Below are 26,474 nucleotides of genomic sequence, written 5' to 3'. Positions count from 1 at the left end.
GCCTGATTTGGGGTGAACTCCGGCCCTAGGTGGGTTTTGGCCGTGCGTAGTCTGTGCGGCATGCAGATCACCGGGAACCGAGCATGGCCGTGGGGCGTCAGTGCTCCGGGTGACCGGCTGCGATACGGAGGGACCTCCGATGAGGTTCAGGCCGTGCGCATTTCGGGGGGACCGGAACTCAACTGCCGCTTCCAGGCGTACGCGCCTGCCCGAGGAGTAGTCGTTCGATGAGCGAGCATCGTCGCAAAATGCCGCCGCAGCAGCCGCCGACGGGCGGTCGCGCGGCGGCACGGCGCGCTGCCCAGCAGCCGGTGGGCCGCAGGTCGGCCCCGGCCCATGACGTCGGTACGGGGGCCCCTTCGGCCTCGTACGGGCCTGCTTCCTCCCATGGATCCCATGGAGAGGAGCAGCGTCCCTACGGGGGTCGCGCGGAGGCCCGCAGGGCCGCCCAGCGCGGCAGCCGCCGGAGGGGGGCCGAGGCCGGCCCCGGGGGTCCTGGCGGCCCCGGCGGCGGACGACGTGGTGGCGGCGGTGGCGGTCGTGGCAGCGGTCCGGGGCGTGGCTCCGGCGGTCCCCCGCCCGGCAAGAAGCGGATCATCGACTACCCCCGCTACGGGAAGTACGGCTGGCGTCGCTGGATGCCGTCGTGGAAGCTCGTGACGGGCACGTTCCTGTTCTTCGTGGCGAGCCTGATGGGCGCGGCGGCGTTCGCGTACTCGACGGTGGGCATCCCGGACACGGCCGACACCGCGGTCTCCCAGAACAACATCTACTACTGGGCCAACGGGGACCGCATGGTCGCTACGGGCAGTGGTACCAACCGCCAGATCGTCAAGTTCGCGCAGATCCCGAAGTCCATGCAGAACGCGGTGATCTCGGCGGAGAACAAGACCTTCTGGGACGACTCCGGAGTCGACCCCATGGGCATCGCCCGCGCCGTGTGGAACATGGCCAAGGGCGGCGAGACCCAGGGTGGTTCGACCATCACCCAGCAGTACGTGAAGAACAACCGTCTTGACGACCAGTCGCAGACCGTCACCCGGAAGGTGAAGGAACTCTTCATCTCCTTGAAGGTCGGTACCGAGGTCGGCAAGGACGAGGTCATGGCCGGCTACCTGAACACCGCGTACTACGGACGCGGTGCGTACGGCATCCAGGCGGCGGCCCGCGCCTACTTCAACAAGGACGCGGAGAAGCTCAACCCCAGCGAGTCGGCGCTGCTCGCCGCGGTGCTGAAGGGCGCGACGTACTACGACCCCGCCGGCTACCCCGAGATCGACTCCGAGGCCACTCCCGAGAAGAACACCGCACGGGCCACCGAGCGGTGGAAGTGGATCCTCGACGAGATGGAGAAGGACGGGCACCTCACGGCCGCGGAGCGGGCGAAGTACACGACTTTCCCCAAGCTCAGGAAGCCCGGCCAGAGCGCCAACCTGAGCGGCCAGATCGGTTACCTGGTCAAGACCGCCAACGCGAACATCAAGACCCAGTTCGGCATCAGCGTCCAGGAGCTGGAGCGCGGCGGCTACGAGATCCACACCACCTTCGAGAAGCCGAAGGTGACCGCGCTGGAGAAGGCGGTCAAGAAGGTCATCACGGAGAACATCGACCCGAAGAAGCGCCCGAAAGACGACACGCACGTCCAGTTCGGTGGCGCTTCCGTGGACACGGCGACCGGGAAGATCGTCGCTCTCTACGGCGGTGTCGACGCCACCAAGCACTTCAGCAACAACGCCGACGCCACCGGCGCCATGGTCGGATCGACGTTCAAGCCCTTCGTGCTCGCCGCCGCGATGAAGCACGGCGTCCGGGACCCGGAGCTGGGGGAGGTCCAGGACGAGTCCACCCGCACGATCGTGGACCCGGACAAGAGCCGCTACTCCGGCAAGAACGGTCTGAAGATCCGGAAGTACAACGGCGACATCTGGGTCGACGAGAAGGGCAAGGAGTGGCTCCAGACCAATGACGGGGACGCCAGCTACGGCGCCATCACCCTGCGCCGGGCCATGGTCAAGTCCGCCAACTCGCCGTACGTGCAGCTCGGCATGGACATCGGCATCGACAAGGTGCGTGAGACCGCCATAGAGGCCGGGCTGCTGGAAAGCTCGCTCGTCCAGGGCGAGGTGCCCTCGTTCTCCCTCGGCATCTCCAGCCCGAGTGCCATCCGCATGGCCGGCGCCTACTCGACCTTCGCCAACAAGGGCGTGCAGAACGACCCCTACTCGGTGGAGAAAGTCAAGAAGGAGGGCGTGGTCATCCATCAGCACAAGGCCAAGCCCACGTCGCCCTTCTCGCCGGCCATCGCCAGCAACGTCACCGACGTCCTCCGGAGCGTCGTGGACGACGACGAGGGCACCGGTAACAACGCCCGCATCCCGGGCCGTGCCGTGGCCGGAAAGACCGGTACGACCGACGACAACATGTCGGCCTGGTTCGTCGGGTACACCGCGCAGCTGGCGACCGCGATCGACATGTACCGCTACGACGACGACGACACCAAGAAGGACCGCGAGTTCCTGGAGATGTACGGCACGGGTGGCAGGGACTCGATCCACGGTTCGTCGTTCCCCTCGGAGATCTGGCAGGACTACATGACGGATGCCGTGAAGGACATGCCGGTCGTGGACTTCCCGAAGCCGGAGAAGCTGGAGGGCGCCGAGCCCGTCTTCGGTGGCGGCGCCAAGAGTCCGACGCCCACGCCGACGCCCACGCCGACGCCCACCGAGACGACGCCGACGCCGACGACGACTCCCCCGACCACGCCGTCGACGACTCCCCCGCCGACCACCAGGACGCCGAAGCCTGGCAAGACGACCTGTGACGTCTTCGACTGGGACTGCCACAACACCGGGGAACCGGGCGATCCCGGCGGCAACACCGGGGAGCCCACCACCACGGCGCCCACCACCACCGACGCACCGGATCCGACCGACTCACCGACGGACGGCGGCAACGGCAACGGGGGCAACAAACCCGAGGACGGGACCTGGATCCCCTGATCCCGTCCGCCAGGGCACTCCCTGAGGGCCGCCGCGGCCGGCTCCGTACCTTCCCGTACGGGCCGGCCGCGGCGGCCCTCGCCGTTTTCCCGGGGACGTACGGCAGGATGTCCCCCATGCCGAGCCTCCAGAAGACGAGCGCGCCGCAGGACCGGTCGCAGGGCCGCTCGCCGACGGTCAGCCCCACCCGCCGGGACAAGGTGGCCGCCGCGGGCAGTGAACTGATCGGCGGCCCCTACGGCCGCCGGGCGTCGGCCTACGGCGGGCAGCTGACGCCGGTGCGGGTGATCGCCCTCGTGGCCATCGGCATGTTCGCGCTCGGCATGGTGCAGAAGCTGCCCTGCTACAACTGGGCCTGGTTCCGGGGCACCACCTCCCAGTACACCCACGCCTGCTACTCGGACATCCCGCACCTCTACTCGGGGCGGGGCTTCGCGGACGGCTTGGTGCCCTACTTCGACCGGCTGGGCGGCGACATACCGTTCCTGGAGTACCCGGTCCTGACGGGTCTTTTCATGGAGGTCGCGGCCTGGCTGACGCCGGGCGGCGGCGACATCATGCAGCAGGAGCGCGCGTACTGGCTGGCCAACGCGGGTCTGCTCATGGTCTGCGCGGCCGTCCTCGCGGTCTGTGTGGCACGGACGCACCGCCTGCGGCCCTGGGACGGGCTGCTCGTCGCCCTGGCGCCCTCGATCGCGCTCACGGCCACGATCAACTGGGACCTGCTGGCCGTCGCGCTGACCGCCGCCGCGGTCCTGATGTGGTCGCGCGGGCGGCCGCTGGCGTTCGGCGTCCTGCTCGGCCTGGCCACCGCGTCCAAGCTCTACCCGGTCCTGCTCCTCTGCCCGCTGCTGCTGCTCTGCTGGCGGGCCGGGAAGTGGCGCGCGTACGGGGCCGCGGTGCTCGGTACGGGCGGCGCGTGGCTGGTGGTGAACCTGCCGGTGATGCTGCTCGCCCCGGAGGGCTGGAAGCAGTTCTACGTCTTCAGCCGGCAGCGGAACGTCGACTTCGGTTCGGTCTGGCTGCTCGTCAGCCAGCGGACGGGCGTCACGATCCCGCCGGACCGGGCCAACCTGTACGCGCTGCTGCTGATGCTGGCGGCGGTGGCCGGGCTCGTCTACCTGGCGTTCACGGCGCCCCGCAGGCCCCGCTTCGCCCAGCTGGCCTTCCTGGTCGTCGCCGCGTTCGTGCTGACCAACAAGGTCTACTCACCGCAGTACGTCCTGTGGCTGGTCCCGCTGGCGGCCCTCGCCCGGCCGCGCTGGCGCGACTTCCTGGTCTGGCAGGCGTGCGAGGTCATGTACTTCGTGGGCGTCTGGATGTACCTGGCGTTCACGACCAGCGGCAACAAGCAGGGACTGCCGGTGGACGGCTACCAGTTCGCGATCGTCCTGCACCTGCTCGGCACGTTCTACCTGTGCGTGATGGTCGTACGCGACATCCTGAGGCCCGAGAAGGACCCGGTCCGGCAGGACGGCGCGGACGACCCCTCGGGGGGCGTCCTGGACGGTGCGGAGGACGTCGTCGTGGCGGGCAGGGCCGCACATCCCGCCCGGCACGCGGCCCCGCCCGTGGAGGACGGGCCGCGGGTGGAATGGGGCACCCCCGGGGAGCAGGGCTCCCGGGGGTGAGGAGGGACCGGCCGGCTCAGCGCTCGACGAGCCGGTCGAACTGCGTCGTGGTGTGGCGCAGATGCGCCACGAGCTCGTCGCCGACCCGGGGCTCCTGGGCGTCGGCGGGCACGAACAGGATCGACACCTGCATGTGCGGCGGCTCGGCGAACCAGCGCTGCTTCCCCGCCCAGACGAAGGGCGACAGGTTCCGGTTGACGGTGGCGAGGCCGGCCCTGGCGACGCCCTTGGCGCGCGGCATGACGCCGTGCATCGCCTTGGGGGCCTCCAGACCCACGCCGTGCGAGGTGCCGCCGGCGACGACGACCAGCCAGCCGTCCGACGCGGCCTTCTGCTGGCGGTAGCCGAACCGGTCGCCCTTGGCGACCCGGGTCACGTCGAGGACCGCGCCCCGGTACTCGGTGGCCTCGTGGTCGCCCAGCCACAGCCGGGTGCCGATCCGGGCACGGAACCGGGTCTGGGGGAACTGCTGCTGGAGCCGGGCCTGTTCCTCGGCGCGCAGGTGGCTGACGAACATGGTGTGCAGCGGCAGCCGGGCGGCCCGCAGCCGGTCCATCCAGCCGATGACCTCCTCGACGGCGTCGGTGCCGTCGGGGCGGTCCAGGGGGAGGTGGAGCGCGAAGCCTTCGAGGCGTACGTCCTCGATGGCGGCGTGGAGCTGCGGGAGCTCCTCCTCGCGGACGCCGTGCCGCTTCATCGAGCTCATGCACTCGATGACGACCCGGGCCCCCACCAGGGCGTGGACGCCGTCCACGGACGATACGGAGCGGATGACCCGGTCGGGCAGCGGAACCGGTTCTTCACCCCGGCGGAAGGGGGTGAGGACCAGCAGGTCGCCGCTGAACCAGTCCTTGATCCTCGCGGCCTCGTACGTGGTCCCCACGGCGAGCATGTCGGCCCCGAACCGTGCCGCCTCGTCGGCGAGGCGCTCGTGGCCGAAGCCGTATCCGTTGCCCTTGCAGACCGGGATGAGACCGGGGAACTGGTCGATGACGGTCTTCTGGTGCGCGCGCCAGCGAGCGGTGTCGACGTAGAGGGAGAGCGCCATGGCCGGCCCGGAACCTTTCTGATGGCAGCGGTGTATCAAAGGTATGTACGAGACTACGGAAACGTCAGCGACACCACACGGGTCAGCGGCGCGACATGTAGATGTCGAGCGCCTTGTGCAGCAGCTTGTTCAGCGGGAAGTCCCACTCGCCGACGTACTCGACGGCCTCGCCGCCCGTGCCCACCTTGAACTGGATGAGCCCGAAGAGGTGGTCGGTCTCGTCGAGCGAGTCGGAGATGCCTCGCAGGTCGTAGACGGTCGCGCCCATCGCGTAGGCGTCGCGCAGCATCCGCCACTGCATCGCGTTCGAGGGCCTGACCTCACGGCCGATGTTGTCGGAGGCACCGTAGGAGTACCAGACGTGTCCGCCGACGACGAGCATGGTCGCCGCGGAGAGGTTCACGCCGTTGTGGCGGGCGAAGTAGAGCCGCATGCGGTTGGGGTCCTCGTTATTGAGGACGGTCCACATGCGCTGGAAGTACGAGAGCGGGCGCGGCCGGAAGTGGTCACGGACAGCCGTAATCTCGTACAGCCGCTGCCACTCGGCCAAGTCCTCGTAGCCGCCCTGGACGACCTCGACACCGGCCTTCTCGGCCTTCTTGATGTTGCGGCGCCACAGCTGGTTGAAGCCCTTGAGGACGTCGTCGAGCGAGCGGTTCGCGAGCGGGACCTGGAAGACGTAGCGGGGCTGTACGTCGCCGAAGCCGGCACCGCCGTCCTCGCCCTGCTGCCAGCCCATCTTCCGCAGCCGGTCCGCGACTTCGAAGGCGCGCGGCTCCACGTGGGTGGCCTGGACGTCCTTGAGGCGCTTGACGTCCGGGTCCTGGATGCCGGACTTGATGGCGGCCGAGTCCCAGCGGCGGATGACGACCGGCGGGCCCATCTTCACCGAGAAGGCGCCCTGCTGCTTGAGGTGCGCCAGCATCGGCTGCAGCCAGTCGTCGAGGTTGGGCGCGTACCAGTTGATGACCGGGCCCTCGGGCAGATAGGCGAGGTAGCGCTTGATCTTCGGCAGCTGGCGGTAGAGCACGAGACCGGCGCCGACCAGTTCGCCGTTCTTGTCGAACCAGCCGAGGTTCTCCGAGCGCCACTCGGTCTTCACGTCAGCCCACGCCGGGACCTGGCAGTGGCTCGCCGAGGGCTGGCTCTGGATGAATCCCAGATGCTGCTCACGGCTGATGGTCCTCAGGGTCAGGCTCATGCGGGGCGCTCCTCGGCAGGTGTGTCCCCATCGGTCAGGGGCTCCGGCTCTCGCGCCGAAGCCTACTGTGACCGGGGAGCGCTCCGAATGGGCATGTGCGCCCTGACGTGGCGCGGGTCAGCCGGCGATGCCGCCGAAGAGGCCGCCCTGGGCCATGCCGAGGTAGAAGCCCAGCGCCGACGCGCCGAGCCCGACGATCAGGGCGAAGCGCTCGCGTGTCGTCACCGAGATGAACTGTCCGTAGGCGCCGGTCAGGATGCCGATCAGACCCGCCCAGGAACTCAGCAGGTGCAGATCGTGGAACTGCGCGGCGACGAAGGCGAGGACGCCCAGCGCCAGTGTCACTCCGACCAGGGTGTCCTGGAGCGGATGGGGCTTGCCGTCGGTGGCGAAGAGGGAATGGCCGGAGTCGGGTCGCATTGCCTGTGCCATGGAGCACCTCCTGGCGTGCCTGCGGGAAGGCGGCGCATCTTAGCGCCGCCCACATCCGTTGTGTACAGATTGCGTCCTCTCACCAGTGAATTTCAACCGGAGGGTGTTGTCCGGGTACGCTGTACGGTCTGCACCGGTGTCTGCCCTGGTCCGTCCTGGATCCCGGCGGTGTCCCTCGTTCGCCGAGGGGGACTGTCAGTGGTGGCCGATACCGTTGCTTACGCATCACGACCCTCCTGCCACGGAACGACCGTGGCCGCTGAGTCCAAAGGAGGTGGGTTCCACATGCGTCACTACGAAGTGATGGTCATCCTCGACCCCGATCTCGAGGAGCGCGCTGTCTCCCCGCTGATCGAGAACTTCCTTTCTGTCGTCCGTGAGGGCAACGGAAAGGTCGAGAAGGTCGACACCTGGGGCCGTCGTCGTCTGGCCTACGAGATCAAGAAGAAGCCCGAGGGCATCTACTCGGTCATCGACCTGCAGGCCGAGCCTGCGGTCGTCAAGGAGCTCGACCGACAGCTCAACCTGAACGAGTCGGTCCTCCGGACCAAGGTCCTCCGCCCCGAGACCCACTGAGCTTCTAGCTCAGTGGTCATCGGGTTCGAGTAGCAGCAAAGCAGCCAGAAGCAATCCCGCCGAGAGGTTCCCCCATGGCAGGCGAGACCGTCATCACGGTCGTCGGCAATCTTGTCGACGACCCCGAGCTGCGCTTCACCCCGTCCGGTGCGGCGGTCGCGAAGTTCCGTATCGCGTCCACCCCCCGCACCTTCGACCGTCAGACCAATGAGTGGAAGGACGGCGAAAGCCTCTTCCTCACCTGCTCGGTCTGGCGTCAGGCGGCGGAGAACGTCGCCGAGTCGCTCCAGCGAGGCATGCGCGTCGTCGTGCAGGGCCGGCTGAAGCAGCGGTCCTATGACGACCGTGAGGGCGTCAAGCGCACGGTCTACGAGCTGGACGTCGAGGAAGTCGGCCCCAGCCTCAAGAACGCCACGGCCAAGGTCACCAAGACCACCGGTCGCGGCGGCCAGGGTGGTTACGGCGGCGGTGGCGGCGGCCAGCAGGCCGGCGGTGGCAGCTGGGGTGGAAACTCCGGCGGTGGCCAGCAGGGTGGTGGCGGTGCTCCCGCCGACGACCCGTGGGCGACCGGCGGTGCCTCCTCTTCCGGCGGCCAGCAGGGCGGCGGAGGCGGCTGGGGTGGAAACTCCGGCGGCTCCGGCGGCGGCTACTCGGACGAGCCCCCCTTCTAGGGCGCAAGCCCTCGAAGCAGCTCGTACCCCCACTTCTTGATCACACAGGAGAAACACCATGGCGAAGCCGCCTGTGCGCAAGCCTAAGAAGAAGGTCTGCGCTTTCTGCAAGGACAAGACCGTCTACGTGGACTACAAGGACACGAACATGCTGCGGAAGTTCATTTCCGACCGCGGCAAGATCCGTGCCCGCCGCGTGACCGGCAACTGCACGCAGCACCAGCGTGACGTCGCCACGGCCGTCAAGAACAGCCGTGAGATGGCGCTGCTGCCCTACACGTCCACCGCGCGATAAGGGAAGGGTGACCGAAAAATGAAGATCATCCTCACCCACGAGGTCTCTGGCCTCGGTGCCGCTGGCGACGTCGTCGACGTCAAGGACGGCTACGCTCGCAACTACCTGGTCCCGCGTGGTTTCGCGATCCGCTGGACCAAGGGTGGCGAGAAGGACGTGGCGCAGATCCGCCGCGCCCGCAAGATCCACGAGATCGCGACCATCGAGCAGGCCAACGAGATCAAGGCCAAGCTCGAGGGCACGAAGGTGCGCCTGGCCGTTCGCTCCGGCGACGCCGGCCGTCTCTTCGGCTCCGTGACCCCGGCCGACATCGCCTCGGCGATCAAGTCCGCGGGTGGCCCCGACGTCGACAAGCGTCGCGTCGAGCTCGGTTCGCCGATCAAGACCCTGGGCTCGCACCAGGTGTCCGTGCGCCTGCACCCCGAGGTTGCCGCGAAGCTCGGCGTCGAGGTCGTCGCCGCGTAACGCTGCCCTCGGCAGTCTGCGCTCAGCAGTGAGGAAGGGCCGCACCCCTCGGGGTGCGGCCCTTCCGCCTTTCCCGTGAAGCACGGTGCGGACGTGCATCAGGGCGTGTACGCGAAGCAAGGCGTGTACGCGAAGCAGGGCGTTTCATGTGAAACATTCACCGGGTGGCGCCGGTGACGATCCAGCGACCGGAGCGGGCGCGCAGCCAGAGCGTGGCCATCCGGACCGACATCATCAGCGTCATCGCCCACCAGATCGCCGTCAGGCCGCCGCCGAGTACCGGGATCACGAGGGCGACCGGAGCGAAGACGGCGAGGGTCAGCAGCATGGCCCAGGCCAGATAGGGCCCGTCCCCCGCGCCCATCAGGACGCCGTCGAGGACGAAGACGACTCCGGAGATCGGCTGTGAGAGAGCGACCACGAGCAAGGCCGGGAGCAGAGTGTCCTGGACCGTGGTGTCGCTGGTGAAGAGCGGGATGAACAAGGGGCGGGCGATGACGATCAAGGCGCCCAGCACCACACCGGAGATCACGCCCCACTGGATCATGCGCCGACAGACCTGGCGTGCGCCCTCGGCGTCGTCCGCGCCGAGGTACCGGCCGATGATGGCCTGGCCCGCGATGGCGATCGCGTCGAGGGCGAAGGCCATCAGGCTCCACAAGGACAGGATGATCTGGTGGGCGGCGACCTCGGCGTCACCGAGCCGGGCGGCGACGGCCGTGGCGATCATCAGGACCGCGCGCAGCGAGAGCGTACGGACCAGGAGCGGGACGCCGGCCTGGGCGGAGGCGCGGATGCCGGCCGTGTCGGGGCGGAGGGAGGCCCCGTGGCGCCGGGCCCCCCGTACGACCACGACGAGGTAGGCGGCCGCCATGCCGCACTGGGCGATGACCGTGCCCCAGGCGGAGCCCGCGATGCCGAGGCCTGCCCCGTAGACCAGTCCGATGTTGAGTGCGGCGTTGGTCGTGAAGCCGGCGATGGCCACGTAGAGCGGTGTACGGGTGTCCTGAAGGCCCCGTAGGACACCGGTGGCGGCCAGGACCACCAGCATCGCGGGGATGCCGAGGCTGGAGATCCGGAGGTAGGTGACGGCGTGGGGAGCCGCGGTGTCGGACGCCCCGAAGAGGTCGACGAGCCAGGGTGCCGTGGGAAGGGTCACCGCGACGACCGCGGCGCCGAGGAGGAGGGCGAGCCAGATCCCGTCCATGCCCTGTCGGATGGCGGCCTGGAGGTCTCCGGCGCCGACGCGTCGGGCGACGGCGGCCGTGGTGGCGTAGGCGAGGAAGACGAAGACGCTGACGGCGGTGGACAGCAGGGCCGCGGCGATGGCGAGCCCGGCGAGTTGGGGGGTGCCGAGATGGCCGACGACGGCGCTGTCGACCATGAGGAAGAGTGGCTCGGCGACCAGCGCACCGAAGGCCGGCAGGGCGAGGGAGACGATCTCGCGGTCGTGCCGGCGGCGGATGGCTCGGGAGGTCGCGGGGGCCTGGGTCATGGGATCAATCTAATCTTCCACAGGTAAGAGATGCAATGGCCTAGTAGCCCTTACTGGGTTCGGGTAAGGGGCTTCGGGTGTGGGTCGTTTGTTCTGATCTTGGCCTGGGGGGAAAAGTTTTTCTCCCCCACAGCCCGTGGATGGAGAAATGCCTGGTCAGGCAGGTGATGCTGAGGCTCCTATGAGTTTGTCCACATGGCTGTCCCCCGCTCCGTGCACAGGTTCCGGCGAGTTCTCCACAGCATCTGGCCCTTCACCCACAGGGCCTGTGGATAACCAGATTGGCTGAGGCCTCTCGCGGGCCTACCGTGGACCGGCGCCCGACGCGCCAGAACCGGTCGCGAAGCCACTCTTTGTCGAAGGCCGTGGCGTAGGAAAGAGTGGCACGGCGAGGTCCGCGGAGCGGACGGGAGGAGGTGGCTTGGTGAGCGTTACCGAGCCCTTGGACGACCCCTGGGCCGACAGCGGACCGAGCGACCGGCTGCCCACCCGTACCCGCGGCGAAGGGCGCGGCCGCGGCAGAGGGCGTGACGACCAGCACGAGCGGGGCGGCGACGGACCCTGGGACGGCGGGCTCTCCGGCTTCGAGCGCGTACCCCCGCAGGACCTCGACGCCGAGCAGTCCGTCCTCGGCGGCATGCTGCTCTCCAAGGACGCCATCGCGGACGTCGTGGAGATCATCAAGGGCAACGACTTCTACAAGCCCGCCCACGAGACCGTCTACGCCGCGATTCTCGACCTCTACGCCAAGGGCGAGCCGGCCGACCCGATCACGGTCGGTGCCGAGCTCGTCAAGCGCGGCGAGATCTCCCGGGTCGGCGGCGCCTCCTACCTCCACACCCTGGTCCAGTCCGTACCGACCGCGGCCAACGCCTCGTACTACGCGGAGATCGTCCACGAGCGGGCCGTGCTGCGCCGCCTCGTGGAGGCCGGCACCAAGATCACGCAGATGGGTTACGCGGCCGACGGAGACGTCGACGAGATCGTGAACTCGGCCCAGGCCGAGATCTACGCGGTCACCGAGCAGCGCACCACCGAGGACTACCTGCCGCTCGGCGACATCATGGAGGGGGCGCTCGACGAGATCGAGGCGATCGGCTCCCGCAGCGGCGAGATGACCGGTGTGCCCACCGGCTTCACCGACCTCGACTCGCTCACCAACGGACTGCACCCCGGGCAGATGATCATCATCGCGGCCCGTCCCGCCATGGGTAAGTCGACCCTCGCCCTGGACTTCGCCCGGGCGGCGTCCATCAAGCACAACCTGCCCAGCGTCATCTTCTCGCTCGAAATGGGCCGCAACGAGATCGCGATGCGTCTGCTCTCGGCCGAGGCACGGGTCGCGCTGCACCACATGCGCTCCGGCACGATGACCGACGAGGACTGGACCCGCCTCGCCCGCCGGATGCCGGACGTCTCACAGGCCCCGCTCTACATCGACGACTCCCCGAACCTCTCGATGATGGAGATCCGGGCGAAGTGCCGCCGGCTGAAGCAGCGCAACGGCCTCAAGCTCGTCATCATCGACTACCTGCAGCTCATGCAGTCGGGCGGCTCGAAGCGGCAGGAGAGCCGCCAGCAGGAGGTCTCCGACATGTCGCGAAACCTGAAGCTCCTCGCCAAGGAGCTGGAGCTGCCCGTGATCGCGCTCTCCCAGCTGAACCGTGGCCCCGAGCAGCGCACCGACAAGAAGCCGATGGTCTCCGACCTGCGTGAATCCGGCTCGATCGAGCAGGACGCCGACATGGTGATCCTGCTCCACCGCGAGGACGCCTACGAGAAGGAGTCCCCCCGAGCGGGCGAGGCGGACATCATCGTGGGCAAGCACCGTAACGGTCCGACGGCCACCATCACGGTGGCCTTCCAGGGTCACTACTCCCGCTTCGTGGACATGGCCCAGACGTGACCCGGGGCGCTGTAGGGTCTCGAATCCAGCTTCATAATCTCAGCGCCGGCTGCGTATGGATGGCATGTACGCAGCCGTCATGAGACTCGCTGGTCGGGGGGTCTCACCCCTTCGCTGTTCGCGTCCGGTGCATGCCACCACAGCTCGACGTTGGTCACCGGATCCAGCGAGCGGTTCACGAGGATGATCGTCTCGGAGAGCTCGCCGGCCGGCTCGGCCCAGTAGCCGACCCGTCCGGCCCGCTGCCGCTCGTCCTGGTCCAACTGCCTGCGCGTCGCGTCCACGCTCGACGACTCCACCGTGGCGCTGAAGAACAGGCCGATCGCGGCCGCGAGGGCCGACAAGGCGGTCGCCCAGGGCACCAGGACCTCGCCGAGGCCACGTGCCCTTCGTGCCGCCCCCGGCGATGCGCTGGCCGGCGGACGTCGCCGGTGCGCGTACAGCCGACGGGCTCTGACGGTAGGGGAGGTAGGTCGATGCGCCACACAACCACCATCGGCCGAAGGACGCAGCCCGACCACCGGATGTCCTCCACCCAGCAGAGCTGGGCACGCCGCGACGAGGCCCGTGGCGGAGAGGATGCCGCTGCTGAGAACCAGCCCAACGGTTGGAGCCGCCGGGCCGCGGCGGGGAAATGACACGAAGCCGAGACCGCCAACGGATGCCACGGTGTGAGACACCGGAAGTACACCCAGGTCGCAGTCTCGTCGCATGGGGCTGAGACCGAGAACCTACAGGCGGCGCGCCCGGTCGTCGGGTCTGCCGCACGTGAACAGGGGAGCTTCACAGGGGGAGATCGCGTTGGATGGCCTTCATGACGACATCTTTCGAAACTCTGTTGCCCGGTACCGAGCGGGCTCTGCTGCATCGCGTCGCGGTCGCCCAGTCGGAGGGGCGGGCGCCTTCCTTCGTGGGGGCCGTGGTGCGCGACGGGGCCTTGGTGTGGAGCGGTTCGCGCAGTTGCGTGGACGGGCACGCGCCGGACGCCGACACGCAGTTCAGGATCGGTTCCCTCACCAAGGTGTTCACCGCCGTGCTGGTGATGCGACTGCGGGACGAGGGGCTCCTCGGTCTCGACGATCCCCTGGAGCGACACCTCAAGAGCACGGTTGCCGGTGAGGTGACGATCGCTCAACTCCTGGGGCACAGCGCCGGTCTCGCGGCGGAGACCCCCGGGCAGTGGTGGGAGCGTTCGTCCGCCGCGCTGCGGCCTGAGCTGTCCGACGTCCTAGGGGAGCAGCCCTTCCTCCGGACGCCGGGGCGCCGCCATCACTACTCCAACCCCGGCTACACGCTGCTCGGTTCGCTGATCGAGGCCGTGCGGGGGGTCTCCTGGGAGGAGGCGTTGCGGCGCGAGATCCTGGAACCGCTGGGGATGGACCGTACGACCGTCGATCCGGTCGCTCCGCACGCGGGTGGCTGGGCGGTGCATCCCTGGGCCGATGTGATGCTGCCGGAGCCTTCCGAGTCCCTGGGGCTGATGGCGCCGGCGGGGCAGCTCTGGTCGACGGCGGCGGATCTCGCCCGGTTCGCCGCGTTCCTCGCGGCGGGGGACGAGCGGGTGCTCGCCACGGCCTCCGTGGAGGAGATGCGGGCTCCGGCCTCCCCGACCGGTGAGGGGGAGTGGGAGGGCGGCTACGGGCTCGGTCTCCAGCTGCTGCGCAAGGACGGCCGGACCCTGATCGGCCACACCGGATCGCTTCCCGGCTTCGTGGCCGCCCTCTGGGTGAGCGTGGAGGACGGGCTGGCGGCGATCGCCCTCGCCAATGCCACCTCGGGGCCGCTGACGGCGGTCGTGGCCGCCGATCTGGTGCGGATCGTGGCGGAGGCGGAGCCGAGGTTCCCGGAGCCGTGGCGCCCGCTTCCCGAGGCGGAGGTCGACGAGGAACTCCTCGCCCTGACCGGGCCCTGGTACTGGGGCACGTACGCCTACGGGCTGCGGCTCGGCCCCGAGCGGGGAGTGGTGCTCGAACCCTTGAGGGGAGCCGGGCGACGGGCCCGTTTCCGGGCCCTGCCCGAGGGTGGCTGGGTCGGCCTGAACGGCTATTACGAGGGGGAGACCCTCCGGGCGGTCCGGCGCGCCGACGGCAGTGTGAGCCATCTCGACCTGGGCTCGTTCGTCTTCACCAGGGAGCCGTACGCTCCTGCGGATGCCGTACCGGGCGGGGTGGACGAGGGCGGGTGGCGCGGCCTCTGAGCCGTTCTGGGTGTTTCACGTGAAACGGCGCGCCGGGGTCCGCGTCCCGACGCGCCGCCGTCACGTCCCCCGGGTCAGAGGTTCTTCTTGAAGCCCACGTGGGAGGCCTCGAAGCCGAGTCGCTCGTAGAAGCGGTGGGCGTCGGTGCGGGTGGCGTCGGAGGTCAGCTGGACGAGCACGCAGTCCTGGCGTCCGGACTCCTCGACGGCCCACTCGATGAGTTGTGTCCCCAGGCCGCTGCCGCGCTCGTCGGCGTGGATGCGGACGCCCTCGATGATCGAGCGGGTGGCGCCCCGGCGGGAGAGCCCCGGGACGACCGTCAGCTGGAGGGTGCCGACGACCTTGTCCGCGCGGACGGCCACGACGAGGTGCTGGTGGGGGTCGTGCGCCAGGCGCTCGAAGGCGATGAGGTACGGGGCGAGGTCGTCCGGGGACTCGCGCTGCGCGCCCAGGGGGTCGTCGGCGAGCATCGCGACGATGGCTTCGAGGTCCTCCGCGGTGGCGGGGCGTATCTCAAGATCGCTCATGCCCGCAGCGTACGCCGGTCCGCCGACGGCACCGCTCGTGCGTGAGCCGTGCCGTCGGCCCGCGCCCGCGTCCGCCGGCTTCCCGTCACACGGGAACGCCCACGCCCTCGACGACCCGGACGAGCGGGGCCAGTTCCGGGTTCTTCGCGGCCTCGTCGAGGGCCTCGCGCAGTGCGCCGTCATTGGTGGGGCGGGCTTCTTCCAGGAGCTTCTGGCCGGCTTCGGTGACATCGGTGTAGATGCCGCGCCGGTCGGTGGCACAGAGGTACCGGGTGAGCAGGCCGCGGTCTTCCAGCCGGGTGACGAGCCGGGTGGTGGCGCTCTGGCTGAGCACGACCGCGTCGGCGACCTGCTTCATCTGGAGGTGTCCGCCCGGGCCGCTGTGCTGGCGGCTGAGGACGTCGAGCAGTGAGTACTCCCGCACGCTCAGACCGTGCCGGGCTTCCAGGGCGCGCTCGAGGTGGGACTCGATCCTGCCGTGCAGCAGGGAGAGGGCGCACCAGCGCTGGGAGAGTGCGGTGAGTGCGGGGTCCGTCGCGGTCATGGTCTCTCCTCGGTCTCGCCTCGGCACAGGAGCGGCTCTCGACCAGGGTAGTCGATGCGGCGCAATAATGCGCGTGTGCAAGTAATTTTCCCGAGCTCCGGAGGGCTATCCGGCCGCGACGGTCAGGGGAGCGAAGCGGCGGCGCCAGTCGCCGGGAAGGTCGGGGAGGGAGCGGACCATCACGGAGGTGGTGGCGATGGTGTCGATGCCGTTCTCCTTCGCCCAGCTCAGCAGGGATGTGTGACGTACGTCGATGTCCGTGCGCAGCGGGCGGTCGGTGGCAGCTGCCAGGGAGGCGATCAGGGCCTGGGCCGTGGCCGGGTCCCGGGCGATCAGCGGTCCGACGACATGGGTGTCCATATTGGGCCAGGCCGCCGCGAAGCCCGTGATCTCTCCGTCCTCCTCCGCGACTCGGAGATGGTCCGCGAACGCGGGGAGCCGGGTGATCATGTGGGTGCGGTCGAGGCCGAAGACCTCGTGGTCCAGGCGCAGGATCGCCTGGAGGTCCTCCGCTGTCGCCGGGCGCACCGGAACCGCCGGGGCGGGTGTGCTGAAGGTGAACCGTCCGAGCACCATCTCCGCCCGGCTCGTCTGCGTGAAGCCCAGCTGCTCGTACAGAGGCTGGCCGTTCGCCGTGGCGTAGAGCGTGAGCGGTGTGTCCCCGGCTTCCGTGACGACGTGCTCCATGAGCCGGCGTCCCACCCCTTGGCGGGCGTACCGCTCGGCGACGAGCACCATGCCGATCGCGGCGAGTCCCGGGCCGTACGAGGTGACCACGGAGCAGGCGGCCAGTCCGGCTCCGGAGGGGGCGTCGATGCCGTAGCCGGTGCCGGCGGTGAGCAGGAACCCCCATTTGTGTTCCTCGCGCTGCCAGCCCCGGTTCTCGGAGAGGTCGGCGCAGGCGAGGAGATCGGCCGAGGTGAGGCGCCGGATGGGCAGCCGTACGAGGGGAGAGGGGGGAATCGGCATGCTCTCAGGCTGTCCGACGGGGTGATCTTCCGTCCAGCGCTTTACAGGATCCGGTCGATGCCTGGGGGGCGTTGATTCCACCCCGTGGCATGAGGACGATGTTTCACGTGAAACCCCGTAGACAGCGACTGCACCTCTTCGACCTCGACGGCACCCTGATCCGGGGGTCGGCCGCTGCGGTGGAGATCTCCCGGCAACTGGGGGTCCTCGACGAGATCGCCGCCTTGGAAGAAGGCTTCCTTCGGGGGCTCACCCCGGACGAGTTCGCCGTCCGGGCCCGCGAACTGTGGGCCGAGCTCACCGTGGACCAGGTCACGGCCGCCTTCGACGGAGCGCCCTGGCTGGCGGGCATCCGTGAGGTCTGGGCCGACATCCGGGACCGGGGCGACCGCTGTGCGGTCATCTCCCTCTCCCCCGACTTCTTCGTCGAGCGGCTTCTCGACTGGGGCGCCGACGCGGCGCACGGCTCGCGGTGGCCGGCCGTCCCCTTCACGGAACCGATCCATCGGCCCAGCATTCTCGACGCCAGGGCGAAGGTGCGGATCGCGGGACGACTCTGTGCGGAGTTCGGGGTGGACCCGGCCGACTGCGTCGCCTACGGAGACTCGATGTCGGACGCGGAACTCTTCGCGATCGTGCCGGACACCGTGGCCGTGAACGCGGACCACCATCTCGCCGGGCTCTCCCGCCACAGCTACACCGGCGGAGATCTGCGTGAGGCCTACGCCCTGGTCCAGAACAACGCAGCTTAGCCAGAAAGCCCGCCCTTTGGCCCGAGAACGCCGCTTTCCGCCCGAGGCTCCGGACGGAAGGGCCATGCTGCGACCACGGAAGCCGGCCAGCGCGAGGGCGAGGCACATGATGGATGCTCCGACCACCACGAAGGCAGCGGAGGACGGGGACGCTCCCGAGCCCAGGGCGACGGGCGCGTGCGAAGCCCGGACGGCGGAGGACGAGGAGACGCCGGCGGCGGAAGGGAACGAGCCCCGGATACCCGGAGAAGCCTCCGCCGACGCGGTTCTGGTACGCCGCACCCTGGCGGAGATCGCCCCGATCGCCGACCGGGTGACCTCGTACTTCTACGCACTGCTCTTCCTCAGGAACCCCCAGCTGCGAGAGATGTTCCCCGTGGCCATGGACACCCAGCGGGACCGGCTTCTGAAGGCGATCCTCACCGCTGCGGAGCACCTGGACGACACCCCGGTGCTCACCGCGTACCTGGAGAACCTCGGCAGGGGCCACCGGAAGTACGGCACCCACTCCGCCCACTACCCCGCCGTCGGCGAGGCGCTCATCGGGGCGCTCGTCCGGTACGCCACGACGAGCTGGGACGAGGAGACCGAGGCGGCCTGGGTCCGTACGTACACGACGATCTCCCAGATCATGATCGACGCGGCGGCGGAGGGCGAGCGGTCGGCGCCCGCCTGGTGGCAGGCCGAGGTGGTCTCCCACGATCTGCGGACGCCGGACATCGCCGTCGTCACGCTCCGGCCCGACCAGCCGTATCCGTTCCTCGCGGGGCAGTACACGACGTTGGAGACCCCGTGGTGGCCGCGGATCTGGCGCCACTACTCCTTCGCGTCGGCGCCACGGTCCGACGGGCTTCTGTCCCTGCACGTCAAGGCGGTCCCGGCCGGCTGGGTGTCCAACGCGCTGGTCCACCGGGCACGTCCCGGGGACGTGCTGCGCCTGGGTCCGCCGGCCGGATCCATGACGGTCGACCACGCCACGGACACCGGTCTGCTCTGTGTGGGCGGCGGTACCGGGATAGCGCCGATCAAGGCCCTGGTCGAGGACGTGGCCGAGCACGGGGACCGGCGGCCGGTCGACGTCTTCTACGGGGCGCGCAGCGGCCACGACCTCTACGACATCGACACGATGCTGCGGCTCCAGAGGACCTTTCCCTGGCTCTCCGTCCATCCGGTCACCGAGGAGCAGGGACGGCTCCCGGAGGCCGTCTGCCGTTACGGTCCCTGGAGCGAACGCGACGCCTATCTCTCGGGTCCGCTCGGCATGGTCCGTCGAGGGGTGGACGCGCTCCGGGGCGCGGGAGTCCCCGTGGAGCGCATCCGTCACGACTTCCTCGCGGAGCTCGCGCCGGTGGTGGCCTCCGATCAGCCGAGGTCGGGGGCGTGCATCGCGCGGACGCCCTCGATGTTGCCGTCGAGGTAGTGGCGCAGGGAGAGCGGGACGAGGTGCACGGCGGCGATGCCGACGCGGCTGAAGGGCACCCGGACGATCTCGTACTCGCCGTCGGGTTCCTCGATCTCGGGGCCGTGGCGCAGCGAGGGGTCCATGGAGTCGAGCCGGCAGACGAAGAAGTGCTGGACCTTCACTCCTGAGACACCGCCGTCGACGATGTGCTCGACGGTGTCGACGAAGCAGGGCACCACGTCGGTGATCTTGGCGCCGAGCTCCTCGTGCACCTCGCGGTGCAGGGCTTCGACGACGGTGGTGTCGGAGGGTTCCACGCCGCCACCCGGCGTGAGCCAGTAGGGATCCATCCCCGGCTTGGTGCGCTTGATGAGGATGAGGTCGTCCCCGTCGAGCAGGATGGCGCGTGCGGTGCGTTTGATCACGGGCCGTTCGTTCATGGGTAGAAAATGGCCCGTCCTGGGTGTCCTGAAACTCACCAGTCCCCAGCGGCCCGCAGCAGTTCCTCGTGAGCCCGCGCGATCGGAGACAGCGCGAGCGTCCCCGTCCGCACGACGAGGAAGTAGGTCCGCAGCGGAGGGACCGGAGGATCGAGCAGCGCCACGAGGAGGCCCTGCTCCAGGGCCTCCTCGCAGAGGTAGCGGGGCAGGACGGCGAGCCCGGCGCCGGAGGCGGCGGAATCCCGTACGGCGCGCAGATCGGGGGCGATCACGGTGGCGGCGACCGCCGGGTCGGTCTCGAAGACGCTCGCCCAGTAGCGGGCGACGAACGGCAGCGACTCGTGCACCTCGACCACGGGAAGCTGTTCGAGGGCCACCGCGCCCTTGTGCGGGAGCACCTCGGGGGAGAGCCGGGCCGCCCAGCGGGGCGCCGCGACCAGGACGTACTCCTCGTCGCAGAGCGGGGTGGAGACCAGCAGACCGCCTCGGGGGCGGGCGGTGGCGATGGCCAGATCGTGATGGCCCGCGGCGAGTCCGTCGAGGACCTCCTCCGTGTTGCCGAGGAACGACGCCCGTACGGCGAGGCCCTGGCCGACGAGGGGGGTGAGGGCGGGCAGGACGCGGAGCGCCGTGAACTCCGGGGGGCCCGCGACATGGAGGGTGCGGATGCCGCTCTCCTCGGCGAGACCGGTCTCGGCGATCTCGACGAGCGCGTCCAGATGCGGAGCGGCCCGGTGCGCGAGCTCGTCGCCGATGGTCGTCGGTGTGACGCCGCGGGCCTTCCGGAGGAAGAGCGGCCGCCCGAGCTGTCGTTCGAGGGTGCGGATCTGGCTGGTGACGGCAGGCTGGGAGAGGCCGAGGAGCGCGGCGGCGCGGGTGAAGGATCCGGCCCGGTGCACCGCCACGAACGTGCGCAGCAGGGCCAGGTCCATGTCCGCCTCCTCCTGGCCGCAAGTCCGTTCGACCCGGGCGGTCGACCGACCGCGCCTCAGGACCGTCCAACTATAAATAAGTCGATAGGTCTCTGTCGCTACCGTGATTGGACACTGACGCTCAGTCAACTAGCCTTGTGCAGGCGGTCTCCGCGCGTGGAACGAGGGGGCTCCGAGCCACGAGGGGGGAGGCTCGGAGCACCTCGTTCCATGTATGAGCGGCCGGTCTCAGCCGGCGGTTCCGGCCGCGTCGAGGGCCCGCAGCACATCGGCGATCAGGTCTTCGGGGTCCTCGGCGCCGACCGAGAAGCGGATGAAGCCCTCGGCGACCGCGTCCCCGCCCCAGCGCCCGCGCCGCTCCGCCGTGGAGCGCACCCCGCCGAAGCTGGTGGCGTCGTCCACGATCCGCAGTTCCTCCAGGAACCGCTCGGCCCGCTTCCGGTCCGCGAGCTCGAAGGAGACCACGGGCCCGAAGCGCCGCATCTGCTCGACGGCCACCGCGTGCGAGGGATCGGTGGGAAGCCCCGGATAACGCAGCCCGGTCACGTCCGCGCGCTCGGCGAGCGTCCGCGCGAGCATGAGGGCGGTGGAGCACTGGCGGTCGATCCGCAGCTGGAGCGTGGCGAGCGAACGGTGGGCGAGCCAGGCCTCCATGGGACCGGGGATGGCCCCGACGACCTTGCGCCAGCGCCGCACCTCCGCCGCCCGCCGAGGATCACGGCAGCTGACGTGGCCGAGCAGGATGTCGCCGTGCCCGGTCATGCCCTTGGTGTCACTGGCGACGGAGAAGTCCGCGCCCAGTTCGAGGGGACGCTGGCCGAGCGGGGTCGCGAGGGTGTTGTCGACGGCGACGAGCGCCCCCACGGCATGCGCCGCGCTCACCAGGCGCCGGATGTCGCAGACGTCGAGCCCGGGATTGGACGGGGTCTCGATCCACAGGAGCCGGGCTCCTTCGAGCACGGCGAGCTGCCCGTCGCCGCCGGTCGGCGCGGTGCGGACCTCGATGCCGTACGCCCTCAGCTGCTCGTGCAGCAGGGGCAGCGCCTGGTAGCCGTCGGTGGGCAGCACCACCGCGTCGCCCGCCCTCAGCTGGGAGAGGAGGACGGCGGAGATCGCGGCCATGCCCGAGGCGAAGACCAGCGTCTCGACGTCCTGCTCCCCCGGCGCCTCCAGCTCGCCGATGGCCCGCTCCAGGTGGGTCCAGGTCGGGTTCTCGTCGCGGCCGTAGGTGTACGGGCCCGTCGGCTCGCCCGGCAGGTGGAAGTGCGCGGCGAAGACCGGCCCCGGCAGGGTCGGCTCGTACTTCACGGGGTCGGGCAGCCCGGCCCGCACGGCGCGCGTGCCGTCGCCGTATTCCTTGTCCGTCACGGTGTCCGTTCCTCGATCTCTCGGCGTACGGCCGCGAGCAGTCCCGCGCTCGCGGCCTCCACCATCTCCAGGCACTCCTCGAAACCCTCGCGTCCCCCGTAGTACGGGTCGGGGACGTCGAGTCCGCCCCGGGCGGACGGGTCGTAGGAGCGCAGCAGTCGTATCCGCGCCGCCTCCTCGGGCGTGCGGGCCAGCCCTCGCAGCTCCCGCAGATGTCCTTCGTCCAGCGCGATCACCAGGTCCAGGGCGGGGAACCAGGAGGCCTGGAACCGGCGGGCGGTGTGCGCGGAGGTGTAGCCGTTCTCGTCGAGAACGGCGACCGTGCGCGGGTCGGCGCCGTCGCCCTCGTGCCAGCCGCCGGTGCCGGCGCTGTCGATCTCCACAGCCGCGCCGAGGCCGGCCTCCTCCACCTGTCTGCGGAAGACGTGCTCGGCCATCGGCGAGCGGCAGATGTTGCCGGTGCAGACGAAGCAGACGCGGTAGGCCATGGTCCCCACTCAGTCGCCGTCGGGAAGCACGACGTTCAGCGCCCACGAGACGACGGAGATGATCAGACCGCCGAGGACGGCGGTCCAGAAGCCCTCCACGTGGAAGCTGAGGTCGAACTGCTCGGCCAGCCAGGAGGTCAGGAGCAGCATCAGGGCGTTGACCACGAGGGTGATCAGGCCGAGCGTCAGTATGAAGAGGGGCAGCGTCAGCAGCTTGACGACCGGCTTGACCAAGAAGTTCACGAGCCCGAAGACCAGGGCGACGAGAATGAGGGTCAGGGCCTTCTTGCCGGTGCTCTCACCGGTCAGGGTGATGTCCTGGAGCAGCCAGATGGCGACTCCCAGGGCGCCCGCGTTGGCGAGCGTCTTGACTACGAAATTCATCATGTGTCTGATCGTGGCAGACATGATCGGGCCGAGGCAGGGGCGGACGGCGATGAAGGCATTCCGACTGGACGAACTGGAGGCGGAGCGTGCCGCGAACAAGGGCGCGTACCTCCAGTTCCTGCGGGAGCGGAACATGTCGGTGGGCCTGTACGCGCTGGACGCGGGGGAGCTCGACCCGCAGCAGCCGCACCGCCAGGACGAGGTGTACTTCGTGGTGAGCGGCCGGGCGGCGATCACGGTCGGGACGGAGACGACCCAGGTGGCGCGCGGCAGCGTGGTCTACGTGCCGGCCGGGGTGGAGCACAAGTTCCACCACATCAGCGAGGACCTGCGGGTGATGGTGGTCTTCTCCCCGCCGGAGAGCTGAGTCCCTGACGGGCAGGGCACCCCTAGGGGTCGGATCAGGGGAGAGCGGGGGCCACGGCGTCCCCGTGGGCCCCTTCCGGCCCCTAGCCTTGAAGGTGTTCGGCGCGGAGTGCGCGGAACGGGACTCGGAGAGCGAGGTAGGACGATGGCCGTACAGGAGATGCTCACGGGGATGCCCTGGTGGGTGAAGTGGGTCGCCATACCGGTGCTCGCCCTGCTCGTCTTCGGCGGGCTGATCACCAGCGTGCTGGCCTTCGTGGTCGGGCTGCTCTTCAAGGTGCTGCTCTTCGTGGCGCTGGTCGCCGGACTGATCTACGTCGTACGGAAGTTCACCTCCTCCGACCGTTCGCGCGAGGACTGGTAGCACGAGCTACTCATCGGCATGAGACCGACGGAGGGCATTAGCCCGGCCGGGGGAACGCGCTGGTCGAATCAGGGCGTGGGCCCAGGGGCTGCCACTAGAGTGGAATCTCTCCGCCGCGTTGGGGACTACAGGCGTAGACCTCCATACTGACCAGCGGTTTCCCAGGCCCGGCGGGCGCGCGGGGGCGGCCCCCGCGGGCGGGTGCAGTGCATCCGTCGTCACGCCTGGGGGTGACCTTTGGCCACGGCTACGCAGACGGCTGCGCCTACCCTGATCGGCTCGGTACAGCGGGCGCTGAGACTTCTGGAGGCCGTGTCCTCCCATGAGGGCGGCGCACCGGCCAAACAGCTCGCGCGTGAGACGGGCCTCCCGCTGCCCACCACGTACCACCTGCTCCGCACCCTGACGCACGAGGGCTATCTGCGCCGCGAGAAGGGCGTGTTCGTGCTGGGTGACGCCGCCGTCCGACTGGCCGGCGGCGGAGCTGTGCAGAATCGTCGCATCAAGATCGAGGACTCCCTTGCCCGCTGGCGGGACGAGATCGGTGTGCCGGTCTACTTCGCCCTCTACCGCGAGGGGGAGATCGAGCTCGTCGCCGTCGCCGACACCCCTTCCGCGCCCGCGGTGGAGGAATGGGCCGACTTCCGCGAGACCGCGCACGCCCATGCGATCGGGCAGTGTCTGCTGAGTCAACTCGATCTGAGATCTCGTCAAGACCACCTTGACCGCCATCCGGTGGAAACCATCACTCCGTACACGGTGCGTAATCGCCACGTGCTTTTGGAGCGTTTGGGCGGTTTGGGGCGAATGGAGCCCCTGGTGGAGCGTCAGGAATATGCGCTCGGCACGATCTGTGCCGCGATCCCCATCACCGCGGGCTCCGCGGCGGCCGCCATGGCCATTTCCCTCCCCCTTCACCAGGAAGAACGGTTGCTCCCAGCAGTCGAGCGGCTACGTACGGAGATCGGAAGGCTCTTCAGTTCGCTCGCTTTCTCTATCAGTATCTGAAAAATCACTCCTTGTGATCTGCTAGCGCGTACAGCACGATTGCGTCAAGAGGGCCACGGGGGATCATTCCTGGCCGTTTCGGTCACAGCTTTCAGCAGCCGTTTTTTACACAACTGCTTCATCTACTGCGGGGTACACGATGCGAGAGTCCGTTCAGGCCGAAGTCCTGATGAGCTTCCTCGTCTCCGAGGAGCTCTCCTTCAGGATCCCGGTCGAACTGCGGTATGAGACCCGGGATCCCTACGCGGTGCGGATGACCTTCCACCTTCCCGGGGACGCTCCGGTGACCTGGGCCTTCGGCAGGGAGCTGCTGCTCGACGGGATCAACCGGCCGAGCGGGGACGGCGACGTGCACATCGCCCCGACGGAACCCGAGGGCCTCTCCGACGTCTCGATCCGGCTCCAGGTCGGCGGCGATCGCGCCCTGTTCCGGGCGAGCGCGCCACCGCTGGTCGCCTTCCTCGACCGTACGGACAAACTGGTCCCGCTCGGTCAGGAACGGACACTCGGCGACTTCGAGGACAACCTGGAAGCCGCTCTCGGCCGAATCCTGGCGGAGGAGAGCGCGGGGCCGGCCGCCTGAGCCGACGCCCGCCCCCTCGTACGCCGCACTACTTCGCGCGACGGCGTCGCCCGCCCCGTGCCGCCGTGGGCTTCCGGCTGCCCGTGCCCGGCCGCCCGTCGCCCTCCGTCCGGTCGGCGGAGACCACCAGCGCCGCGAGCGCCGTGGTCACCGGCACGGAGGCGACAAGTCCGATCGACCCCACCAGGGTCCGCACGATCTCCTCGGCGACCAGCTCGCTGTTGGCCACCGTCCCCATGCTGCTCTGCGCGATCGAGAAGAGCAGCAGCAGCGGCAGGGCGGCACCCGCGTAGGCGAGCACCAGGGTGTTCACGACCGAGGCGATGTGGTCGCGCCCGATGCGGATGGCGGCCCGGTACAGCGCGCGCGGACCCATGCCCGGATCGGCCTGGTGCAGCTCCCAGACCGCCGAGGTCTGGGTGACCGTCACGTCGTCGAGCACGCCGAGCGAACCGATGATGATCCCGGCCAGGAGCAGGCCGGACATGTCGATGCTCGGATACAGGCCGTGGATCAGACCGGTGTTGTCGTCGGTATTGCCGCTGAGTGATGCCCAGTCGATGAAGACGGAACCGAGCAGACCGATCAGCAGCAGCGAGATCAGCGTGCCGAGCACCGCGACCGAGGTGCGGGCCGAGAGGCCGTGGCACATGTAGAGCGCGATCAGCATGATCGCGCTCGATCCGACCACCGCCACCACCAGCGGATTCGACCCCTCCAGGATCGCCGGCAGGATGAAGAACGTGAGCACCAGGAAGCTCGCGGCGAGGGCGATGAGCGCCATCACGCCCCGCATCCTGCCGACGAGCACGACGACGAGGGCGAAGATCCCGGCGAGGACCGCCAGCGGGACCTTGCGGTTCACGTCGGTCACCGAATACTGGAGGTCACGCGGGGCGTCGGGGGCGTACGCCACCACCACGCCCTGTCCCTGGTCGAGTTGGCGCGGCGCGTCCGGCTGCACGATCTCGGTGAACGTACGGCCCTTCTCCGGGCCGCTGGTCACCTCGATGGTCGCCTTCTCGCACTGTCCCTGCTGGGCCTCGACCGCCTCGCGCCCCTCCGGGGTGGAGGTGTCCCCGGTCGGCGGGACCTGCGCGGCGTTCACGTCCTTGCAGTCGATCTGCTCGACGGCCACCACCTTGCCCTGCTCGGTCTGCCGGTCGAAGCCGACGCCGGTGCGCTCGTGGGCCGGGGCACCGCCGGGCCACAGCACCGCGAGTCCGACCAGGACGGCCGTGGCGAAGGGGATCAGGACCGCGGCGATGACCTTGCGCAGATGCCGGGACACCGGGGCGGCGGGGCCGTGGCTGTGGCTGTGGCCGTGCCCCTGGCCCGGCCCGTGGGAGGGGCCGGGACCGTGGTCGTGGCCGTGCGGCTCGGGGGTCTGCTGGGGGGAAGTCACCGACCGATCATCGCAAGAACGGC

At 69.5% G+C, this 26,474-nt stretch carries 28 protein-coding genes; 14 read left to right on the top strand and 14 right to left on the bottom strand.

Annotated elements, in window-relative coordinates; genetic code table 11:
- The first annotated feature begins 227 nt into the window (after window positions 1-227).
- A complete protein-coding gene (locus ACFWUY_RS04380; protein ID WP_384101854.1) occupies window positions 228-2,999 on the top strand; it encodes a transglycosylase domain-containing protein in 2,772 nt (923 codons plus the stop codon).
- A 116-nt stretch (window positions 3,000-3,115) separates the two neighbouring features.
- Window positions 3,116-4,630, top strand: coding sequence for a glycosyltransferase family 87 protein (locus ACFWUY_RS04375; RefSeq protein ID WP_384101852.1), 1,515 nt, complete (start codon window positions 3,116-3,118; stop codon window positions 4,628-4,630).
- Between the two features lie 16 nt (window positions 4,631-4,646).
- On the opposite strand, the gene ACFWUY_RS04370 is transcribed toward ACFWUY_RS04375, so the two are convergent.
- From ACFWUY_RS04370 to ACFWUY_RS04360, 3 genes are all read right to left on the bottom strand, one after another.
- Complete coding sequence (locus ACFWUY_RS04370) at window positions 4,647-5,678, bottom strand: alanine racemase (protein WP_384101850.1); 1,032 nt, start codon at window positions 5,676-5,678, stop codon at window positions 4,647-4,649.
- Between the two features lie 82 nt (window positions 5,679-5,760).
- The gene (locus ACFWUY_RS04365) at window positions 5,761-6,879 is read right to left on the bottom strand and encodes a lipid II:glycine glycyltransferase FemX (protein ID WP_384101849.1); all 1,119 of its coding nucleotides are present in this window, start codon (window positions 6,877-6,879) and stop codon (window positions 5,761-5,763) included.
- A 117-nt stretch (window positions 6,880-6,996) separates the two neighbouring features.
- Window positions 6,997-7,311 (bottom strand): hypothetical protein, encoded by a 315-nt coding sequence (locus ACFWUY_RS04360; protein ID WP_384101847.1) that lies wholly within the window; start codon window positions 7,309-7,311, stop codon window positions 6,997-6,999.
- Window positions 7,312-7,596: 285 nt separating this feature from the next.
- Between ACFWUY_RS04360 and rpsF the strand changes: the two genes are divergently transcribed.
- The 4 genes from rpsF (at window position 7,597) to rplI (ending at window position 9,318) form a co-directional block, all read left to right on the top strand.
- Complete coding sequence (gene rpsF, locus ACFWUY_RS04355) at window positions 7,597-7,887, top strand: 30S ribosomal protein S6 (RefSeq protein ID WP_015034882.1); 291 nt, start codon at window positions 7,597-7,599, stop codon at window positions 7,885-7,887.
- 74 nt (window positions 7,888-7,961) lie between these two features.
- Window positions 7,962-8,558 carry a single-stranded DNA-binding protein gene (locus tag ACFWUY_RS04350; protein ID WP_384101845.1) on the top strand — a complete coding sequence of 199 codons (597 nt, stop codon included), beginning with the start codon at window positions 7,962-7,964 and terminating at the stop codon, window positions 8,556-8,558.
- A 58-nt stretch (window positions 8,559-8,616) separates the two neighbouring features.
- Window positions 8,617-8,853: a 30S ribosomal protein S18 gene (gene rpsR, locus ACFWUY_RS04345; RefSeq protein WP_003956534.1), complete on the top strand. Its 237-nt coding sequence runs from the start codon at window positions 8,617-8,619 to the stop codon at window positions 8,851-8,853.
- Between the two features lie 18 nt (window positions 8,854-8,871).
- Complete coding sequence (gene rplI / locus ACFWUY_RS04340; protein WP_073811712.1) at window positions 8,872-9,318, top strand: 50S ribosomal protein L9; 447 nt, start codon at window positions 8,872-8,874, stop codon at window positions 9,316-9,318.
- Window positions 9,319-9,475: 157 nt separating this feature from the next.
- Here rplI and ACFWUY_RS04335 read toward each other — a convergent pair whose 3' ends face one another.
- A complete protein-coding gene (locus ACFWUY_RS04335) occupies window positions 9,476-10,813 on the bottom strand; it encodes an MATE family efflux transporter (RefSeq protein ID WP_384101843.1) in 1,338 nt (445 codons plus the stop codon).
- A gap of 424 nt (window positions 10,814-11,237) precedes the next feature.
- Between ACFWUY_RS04335 and dnaB the strand changes: the two genes are divergently transcribed.
- Window positions 11,238-12,719 (top strand): replicative DNA helicase, encoded by a 1,482-nt coding sequence (dnaB, locus tag ACFWUY_RS04330; protein WP_384101841.1) that lies wholly within the window; start codon window positions 11,238-11,240, stop codon window positions 12,717-12,719.
- A gap of 77 nt (window positions 12,720-12,796) precedes the next feature.
- On the opposite strand, the gene ACFWUY_RS04325 is transcribed toward dnaB, so the two are convergent.
- Window positions 12,797-13,081, bottom strand: coding sequence for a hypothetical protein (locus ACFWUY_RS04325; RefSeq protein ID WP_384101839.1), 285 nt, complete (start codon window positions 13,079-13,081; stop codon window positions 12,797-12,799).
- A 452-nt stretch (window positions 13,082-13,533) separates the two neighbouring features.
- On the opposite strand from ACFWUY_RS04325, the gene ACFWUY_RS04320 reads away from it, so the two are divergent.
- On the top strand, window positions 13,534-14,916 hold the full coding sequence (locus ACFWUY_RS04320) for a serine hydrolase domain-containing protein (protein ID WP_384101837.1): 1,383 nt from the start codon (window positions 13,534-13,536) through the stop codon (window positions 14,914-14,916).
- A gap of 74 nt (window positions 14,917-14,990) precedes the next feature.
- On the opposite strand, the gene ACFWUY_RS04315 is transcribed toward ACFWUY_RS04320, so the two are convergent.
- The 3 genes from ACFWUY_RS04315 to ACFWUY_RS04305 all read right to left on the bottom strand — a co-directional run bounded on the left by ACFWUY_RS04315 (window position 14,991) and on the right by ACFWUY_RS04305 (window position 16,956).
- A complete protein-coding gene (locus tag ACFWUY_RS04315; protein WP_384101835.1) occupies window positions 14,991-15,443 on the bottom strand; it encodes a GNAT family N-acetyltransferase in 453 nt (150 codons plus the stop codon).
- 85 nt (window positions 15,444-15,528) lie between these two features.
- Entirely contained in the window at window positions 15,529-15,987 is a 459-nt protein-coding gene (locus ACFWUY_RS04310; protein WP_384101833.1) for a MarR family winged helix-turn-helix transcriptional regulator, read from the bottom strand.
- 105 nt (window positions 15,988-16,092) lie between these two features.
- A complete protein-coding gene (locus ACFWUY_RS04305; RefSeq protein ID WP_384101831.1) occupies window positions 16,093-16,956 on the bottom strand; it encodes a GNAT family N-acetyltransferase in 864 nt (287 codons plus the stop codon).
- Between the two features lie 98 nt (window positions 16,957-17,054).
- Between ACFWUY_RS04305 and ACFWUY_RS04300 the strand changes: the two genes are divergently transcribed.
- Both ACFWUY_RS04300 and ACFWUY_RS04295 read left to right on the top strand, forming a co-directional pair.
- Complete coding sequence (locus tag ACFWUY_RS04300; protein ID WP_384101829.1) at window positions 17,055-17,708, top strand: HAD family hydrolase; 654 nt, start codon at window positions 17,055-17,057, stop codon at window positions 17,706-17,708.
- A gap of 64 nt (window positions 17,709-17,772) precedes the next feature.
- Window positions 17,773-19,128, top strand: a complete 1,356-nt coding sequence (locus ACFWUY_RS04295) for a globin domain-containing protein (RefSeq protein WP_384101826.1) — start codon at window positions 17,773-17,775, stop codon at window positions 19,126-19,128.
- Here ACFWUY_RS04295 and ACFWUY_RS04290 read toward each other — a convergent pair.
- The 5 genes from ACFWUY_RS04290 to ACFWUY_RS04270 all read right to left on the bottom strand — a co-directional run bounded on the left by ACFWUY_RS04290 (window position 19,071) and on the right by ACFWUY_RS04270 (window position 22,725).
- Window positions 19,071-19,550 (bottom strand): NUDIX domain-containing protein, encoded by a 480-nt coding sequence (locus ACFWUY_RS04290; RefSeq protein ID WP_384101823.1) that lies wholly within the window; start codon window positions 19,548-19,550, stop codon window positions 19,071-19,073. The genes ACFWUY_RS04295 and ACFWUY_RS04290 overlap by 58 nt on opposite strands.
- Window positions 19,551-19,585: 35 nt before the next feature.
- On the bottom strand, window positions 19,586-20,482 hold the full coding sequence (locus ACFWUY_RS04285; RefSeq protein WP_384101821.1) for a LysR family transcriptional regulator: 897 nt from the start codon (window positions 20,480-20,482) through the stop codon (window positions 19,586-19,588).
- A 228-nt stretch (window positions 20,483-20,710) separates the two neighbouring features.
- A complete protein-coding gene (locus ACFWUY_RS04280) occupies window positions 20,711-21,850 on the bottom strand; it encodes a cystathionine gamma-lyase (RefSeq protein ID WP_384101819.1) in 1,140 nt (379 codons plus the stop codon).
- Window positions 21,847-22,338: a low molecular weight protein-tyrosine-phosphatase gene (locus ACFWUY_RS04275; protein ID WP_384101817.1), complete on the bottom strand. Its 492-nt coding sequence runs from the start codon at window positions 22,336-22,338 to the stop codon at window positions 21,847-21,849. Before ACFWUY_RS04275 ends, ACFWUY_RS04280 begins: the two co-directional genes overlap by 4 nt.
- A 9-nt stretch (window positions 22,339-22,347) precedes the next feature.
- The gene (locus ACFWUY_RS04270) at window positions 22,348-22,725 is read right to left on the bottom strand and encodes a phage holin family protein (protein WP_351211025.1); all 378 of its coding nucleotides are present in this window, start codon (window positions 22,723-22,725) and stop codon (window positions 22,348-22,350) included.
- A gap of 49 nt (window positions 22,726-22,774) precedes the next feature.
- Between ACFWUY_RS04270 and ACFWUY_RS04265 the strand changes: the two genes are divergently transcribed.
- From ACFWUY_RS04265 to ACFWUY_RS04250, 4 genes are all read left to right on the top strand, one after another.
- The gene (locus ACFWUY_RS04265; protein WP_030204915.1) at window positions 22,775-23,092 is read left to right on the top strand and encodes a cupin domain-containing protein; all 318 of its coding nucleotides are present in this window, start codon (window positions 22,775-22,777) and stop codon (window positions 23,090-23,092) included.
- 144 nt (window positions 23,093-23,236) lie between these two features.
- Window positions 23,237-23,455 carry a DUF5326 family protein gene (locus ACFWUY_RS04260; RefSeq protein ID WP_384101810.1) on the top strand — a complete coding sequence of 73 codons (219 nt, stop codon included), beginning with the start codon at window positions 23,237-23,239 and terminating at the stop codon, window positions 23,453-23,455.
- Window positions 23,456-23,692: 237 nt separating this feature from the next.
- Window positions 23,693-24,463 (top strand): IclR family transcriptional regulator, encoded by a 771-nt coding sequence (locus ACFWUY_RS04255; protein WP_384101807.1) that lies wholly within the window; start codon window positions 23,693-23,695, stop codon window positions 24,461-24,463.
- Window positions 24,464-24,602: 139 nt separating this feature from the next.
- Window positions 24,603-25,046 (top strand): SsgA family sporulation/cell division regulator, encoded by a 444-nt coding sequence (locus tag ACFWUY_RS04250; RefSeq protein ID WP_073811732.1) that lies wholly within the window; start codon window positions 24,603-24,605, stop codon window positions 25,044-25,046.
- Window positions 25,047-25,074: 28 nt separating this feature from the next.
- On the opposite strand, the gene ACFWUY_RS04245 is transcribed toward ACFWUY_RS04250, so the two are convergent.
- A complete protein-coding gene (locus tag ACFWUY_RS04245) occupies window positions 25,075-26,451 on the bottom strand; it encodes a YibE/F family protein (protein ID WP_384101805.1) in 1,377 nt (458 codons plus the stop codon).
- Between the last annotated feature and the right edge of the window lie 23 nt (window positions 26,452-26,474).

The sequence above is a fragment of the Streptomyces sp. NPDC058664 genome (assembly GCF_042716635.1).
Taxonomy (GTDB): Bacteria; Actinomycetota; Actinomycetes; order Streptomycetales; family Streptomycetaceae; genus Streptomyces.
The sequence above is the reverse complement of the archived record's forward strand: the minus strand, read 5'-3'. Positions and strand labels throughout refer to the sequence as shown.